The sequence below is a fragment of the Rhodococcus sp. P3_B8 genome (assembly GCF_056402775.1).
In genome coordinates, this window is record NZ_JBFUGT010000388.1 from 1 (window position 1) to 5,346 (window position 5,346).

At 59.3% G+C, this 5,346-nt stretch carries 3 protein-coding genes and 1 pseudogene; 2 read left to right on the forward strand and 2 right to left on the reverse strand.

What is annotated here, in order from left to right; genetic code table 11:
* Together AC1D1G_RS41080 and AC1D1G_RS41085 are read right to left on the reverse strand one after the other, a co-directional pair.
* Window positions 1-416 (reverse strand): protein kinase domain-containing protein (locus tag AC1D1G_RS41080; protein WP_477956482.1); only part of this gene is annotated, 416 nt, incomplete at its 3' end.
* A gap of 245 nt (window positions 417-661) precedes the next feature.
* Window positions 662-1,248: pseudogene (locus tag AC1D1G_RS41085) on the reverse strand (DDE-type integrase/transposase/recombinase); the annotation flags it as partial.
* A gap of 600 nt (window positions 1,249-1,848) precedes the next feature.
* On the opposite strand from AC1D1G_RS41085, the gene AC1D1G_RS41090 reads away from it, so the two are divergent.
* Window positions 1,849-2,970: an NAD(P)H-dependent amine dehydrogenase family protein gene (locus AC1D1G_RS41090; RefSeq protein WP_280784222.1), complete on the forward strand. Its 1,122-nt coding sequence runs from the start codon at window positions 1,849-1,851 to the stop codon at window positions 2,968-2,970.
* A gap of 380 nt (window positions 2,971-3,350) precedes the next feature.
* On the forward strand, window positions 3,351-4,739 hold the full coding sequence (locus AC1D1G_RS41095) for an amidohydrolase family protein (RefSeq protein WP_477956481.1): 1,389 nt from the start codon (window positions 3,351-3,353) through the stop codon (window positions 4,737-4,739).
* The last annotated feature ends 607 nt before the right edge of the window (window positions 4,740-5,346 follow it).

Sequence of the window (5,346 nt, forward strand, 5' to 3'; positions counted from 1 at the left end):
GTCTGGTAACGCTGCGCGGTCTCGAGCGTGGCACACTTTTGAATGATCCGGCTCACCTCGTCGGTACCCGTTTTCAGTGACTCTTTGCCGGTGAAAATGTAGGAGAGTACCCAGCCAATCGAGTACACCTCGTTCAGAACGTTGTAGTCCTTGAAGTTGTGGAGTATTGGGTCACGGATGGTTCCTCGCATCTCCGTCTTCGTCCGGGTGAATTCGGAGGACGTGTCCTTGACCAGACCGAAATCGGAGAGCTTCACCAGTACCGCCCCGCGGTCGAAGACTTCCACCAGTACGTTCTGGAGACTGATGTCCCGGTGGAGCAACCTTTCGCTGTGAAGGTAGTTGATGCCGTAGAGGAACTGCAGCGCGATCCGCTTCCGTGTGGGGAACGGTAACTGGTTGTTCCGCTTCCGGATGTACTGTCGGAGGGTCTCGTCTCAGAACTCCACTCGGTACTCGTTGCGAGTCTCGTCGTATTGATACACCTCAACGACGTACGGGAAACTGCGTACGTGCGTTTGCCATCGGCCGCGCGGTACAGCGCGACAGCGTCTTTCCGGAAATCCTCCGGATACAGCGGCTGACGTCCCACGTCGACATGCCTACTGGCTCTCCACTGGAACCAGCGTCAGGGGTGTCCACTCCGAGGGGTAGCCTCACGGTATTTCGTCGAGCGGGCCTCGACAGATACATCTGGGCGTATGCCCTCTTCGGCGGCCAACGTCCGGTTCAATCGCTCTACCTTTCCATTGGTCTGCGGACGATATGGGCGGGTGTAGCGGTGCTTGACGTTCGGACCGAGCGCCGCCCCGAAGCAGTGTGAGCGATAGCAGGAACCGTTGTCGGTCCGCACCTCGATACCGTGTTCGGCGAAGAAGCTGCGAGCCCCTCCCCAGATCGGGGCGGCTACCTCCTTGCGTTCGTCGGAGTGCGACTCGGAATAGGCGAGCCGGAACGGTCGTCGACCGCATGGTGCAGGAAGGCGTAACCGCGGCCCTTCCTCTTGTTGTGACGGTTGCCGATGATCCGCCCAAACCTGCGTTGTCCGCCACCGTCGGGGATGCGGCCGAATTTCTGATATCCACTTGGACCAGCTCACCCGGTGTGTCATGCAGCGGCGGGTTGGTGGTCGGCGAAGGGGAAGGCCTGTGGACTGGTCGAGGTGGGCCAAACTCGGCATCCGATCGCGGCGCAGGACCTTTCGATGGCGGATCGGGACATGTGCAGGGGGTAGGCGATCCGCCGTGGAGATTTCGGCGTTCGGCAGCGAGAACACAGGTCAATCTGTGAGGTCATCCCAATGTCCCCGGCGCGACTCAGAGTTCACTCCCGGTCGCGCGACTGCACTGTCTCCTCTTGGCCACCGGCGCCAATAACACAAACGTAACCCGCAGCCATTGAACTATGAACTATTAACCTATACGTTTGACGGGTGTGACGAGCCCCACGTTACTAGGCCAGGGGTCCGTTGACCCGTATCTCCACTTCCAAAGGAAGACGTCAGTGACCTCACTACCTACCTCGCCGTCCGGTGACAGCCAGTCGAGCGAAAGCAACTCCTTGAACGACAATGCTCAGGTTGCTGCGCTCAGGTTGGAGACCGAATTCAAACGTGAGATGAGCTTGTCGGCAAACTTGTCCCCGGACTCACCTAGTTCCCGCCGGTCGGAAGATGTGCGCTGTTCACCTACGCGCTGGCAACTACTGGTTCGCGGATGATCTGGAGTCCGCTGATCGCCGACGTGGGGCAGTTTCTGATCGCGCTGGTCGCCAGTGAGGCCGTTGCGCATTTCCCGGTCACACAGCCGGTTCACTTGACATAAGCCCGTAAACGGAAAGTAGAAATCGATGATTGGTCAGGCTTCTTCGGAATCCACCGCACCCATTCTGGCCCAAACCCAGACTCGGGTCGTCATGTACGGCTTGGGTTCGATGGGATCGCTCGTTGCGCGGATGCTCGACGAACACGGGGCAGAACTGGTTGGAGCAGTTGCTCGTAGTCCGCAAAAGATCGGCCGAGACATCGGCGATGTCGCATGCCTTGGAAAGCAGCTCGGCGTCACAGTCGCAAAGGACATCGAATTAGTACTCGCGGATACGCGACCGGATCTCGTGGTCATGACAATTGCCTCGTACATGGAAGACATGTTCGAGCCGGCGATGGCATGTCTTGTTGCTGGAGCGAATGTGATCACGCTCTCTGAGGAGCTGATGTTCTCGCGACGGACGTCGCCTGATGAAACCGAACTATTGGACAAGGCAGCACGTGAAGCCGGCGTGACGATCACCGGCACTGGCCACCAGGACGGGTACTGGGTCAATCTGGTGTCGGTACTCATGGGAACCGCGCACCGGATCCAGCGCGTCGTCGGTAAAGCAAGTTGGAACGTAGACGATTTCGGAGCTGAGCTCGCCCGAGACCAACAGGTTGGGTCCAGCATGGCAGAGTTCGAGCAGTGGTTGGCCGGTGCCTCCCGTCCACCAACATTCGGGCGCAATGCCCTTGAGCAACTTGCGGTTGTGGCTGGACTAAATCCGCGCGACGCCAGCGGCGAAACGAAACCTGTGATCGCAGATGCCGACACCGAGTGCAGGGCTTTGAATACTGTAATTCGCAAGGGCTCGGTTCTTGGCTTCACCGATATTGACACCCTGAGCACCGACGAGGGTGTCGTGCTCACGATCGAGATGACTGGGATGGTTTATGGCCCTGATAATGCGGATTATAACGACTGGACGATTTTCGGTGAACCCGAGCTGAACCTGCGCAACGAGAAAGTGCCGACGAGTTGGACTACATGCGCCACGCTCGTCAATCGTATTCCCGATGTACTTTCCGCGCCTCCGGGTTACGTGACTCTGGAGGCACTTCCACAACTGCGGTATCGACATCCCCGGCGAGTTTCGACCGATACAACATCGGTTCCATCCGCCGAAGCTTTCCGCGGTCGAACAAATGGATTGCGGTAGCGACTCTCAGATCTGAGGTACAACGTGGGTGCGGGACGCAGTGCGGCCGACGAGGACATCGTGACGTTGGGGGACAGTCTTCGCCGGGTGCCTGCCGTGCAAGCGTGTTTGGAGCTGATCCATCGATTCGCGATCGCCCGAGCACAGCGAACGGAGTCGAGGCGGACGATTGCTGGATGCCTGTTATGTACCAACGTTGTTGAACCGGTCGARTTGGGTGCCTGACTTCAGTCACCGGGGAGGATTTACAGAACCGCATATCCAAGCAGTCGGTAGGGAACGCATCGGCACCGGGGCAGATTGAGGTGTTCACACCGGCGTCGCCACATTGAGTTGTGCGCCAGGATCTCTGTCGCACAGATGAGAGAGGAAGTCACAGTATGTCCAACTTTGCACTGTCCGGAGTCACGCTGATCGATGGACGTGGAGGTACTCCGGCCGAGAACACGACCGTTGTCGTCGAGGACGGCTCGATTACCCGCATCGTCCCATCGTCGCAGTACGACACCAGCGCGGGACCGCAAGTCATTGATGCCGCCGGCAAATGGTTGCTCCCTGGCTACATTAACGGAAACATCCACCTCCTCGACGGCATCATGATGATGGGCATAGGCGGTGTGGAGTACCTTTCCCGATATGAGGGGTCGTTCGTGAAGGTCATCGAGGAGGGGGCTCAACTGACCCTCCGCAACGGTGTGACGACTGTGTTCGACACCTGGGACGCTCGTAATCCGGTGCTCGAAGCCCGGGATCGGATCAACGCAGGTGCAACGATCGGTTCCCGGATCTTCGCGGCCGGGAACATCGTAGGCATGGGTGGGCCCTTCAGTCCTGATTTCAATTTCGCTGCACGGCAGTCAATCTCGCCGACATTCGCAAATCGAATTGACGAGCTCTTCGCCGCCGGTGTCGGTGCCGACCTGACACTGCTGCAAGAACGCGAGTTCCGCGCACGGTTCCGGGACTATGTTCAATCCGGTGTCGACATGGTCAAGGTCGCCATCAGCGACCACCTCACCGCGCACCTCAACCCCGTGGCGTTGAGAACCTACCACACCTTCCCCGAGAAGTGGGTCCGGATGATGGCGGAGGACACCCGTGCTGCCGGTCTGCCCTTCCTTTCGCACACCCTAGCTGTCCCCGCCCTTGAGTTGGCGACCGATGTCGATGTCGACGTCATGATCCATCCAACCTGGACGTACAACCAGGTGATACCGGACGAATTGGTGCGGCGAATCGCGGAAAAGAGGATCGGTGTGGGAATCCAGCCCCTTACCGATGACTACTCCGGCCGGCTTCTTGCTCACGGCAACTTCTTTGGAGCGATGAACAGTCCCGAACATCAGAAGAACGAGCGAAACTTCATCGACGCAGGAGCCAACGTAATGGTTGCTACCGACGCTGGCTGTACATCTCACGACGTGATGCAGGATCTGGGTGAAGAGCTGCACGAGGACAGGCCTTGGAYGCTGGGGGCCGACCACTTCACCTGGGTCAAAGCCTTGCGTACAAGGGGGCTGAGCGCCATGGGAGCCATTCAGGCTCTCACCCACAACGTCGCCGACGCCTACAACAAGCTCGACACGATCGGTACAGTCGAGGTGGGCAAGGTCGCCGACCTCGTGCTTCTGAATGCGGATCCACTTGTCGACAGCGAGAATCTAAGCGATATCGCGGCGATCTACAAAGAAGGTCTCGCTGTCGACCGGTCCGCGCTGCCGAATCCGCGTGTCGTGACCGCACCGACGGGAGCACCTGTTCCGAACTGACCAATGCGATTGGGCTGCTCGGTGGTAGGCGATGGACCGCCACTGTCGGCGGAGTAGGCGATCACCCTGTCGCCGAGTGCGGCGTCTGAAGAGCCCTGGTTCGGTTTCGGATAGTATCCAAGGTCTTCTCGGACGCTGGGCGTGGTCATGTCGTGGTGCGGTGGAGGCGACGACTTGCGCTTGCGGGTGATACAGCGGAGCCGGTCACACAGCTTCGTGTGCCCGGCTCACTCCAGTGGCCTCGGCACGGGACGTGACATCCGCCCGGGTAATCAGCACGTCGGTCGACCTTTCCGTGTTTGATCGCCTCAACGACGCCGTCGAGACCGTAGGCGGTCGCGTGCAGCTTATCGTCGACTCGACTACCTCCTCGTGGCATTCGGTACGCAATCTGCAGTGTCTGGCTCGGCTCGTGAAGTAACACCGAGAGGAGGTCGCTGGGGCTCGAGGGACTTGGGCAAACCCGTGACTGACGCGATCGACGTGGATATGCGCGTGGTCGTCCAGGCTTTCGGTTTCTATGTTGAGGCAATCGATAAGCGCTATGACGAAGTCGCTCCGAGCGACCACCGCACGCTGGCAACGACTACCCGGGACCCACTCGGTG

Excerpts from the sequence above, each read along its gene's own strand:
- AC1D1G_RS41090 (WP_280784222.1), top strand. The coding sequence starts at position 1,849 with ATGATTGGTCAGGCTTCTTCGGAATCCACCGCACCCATTCTGGCCCAA.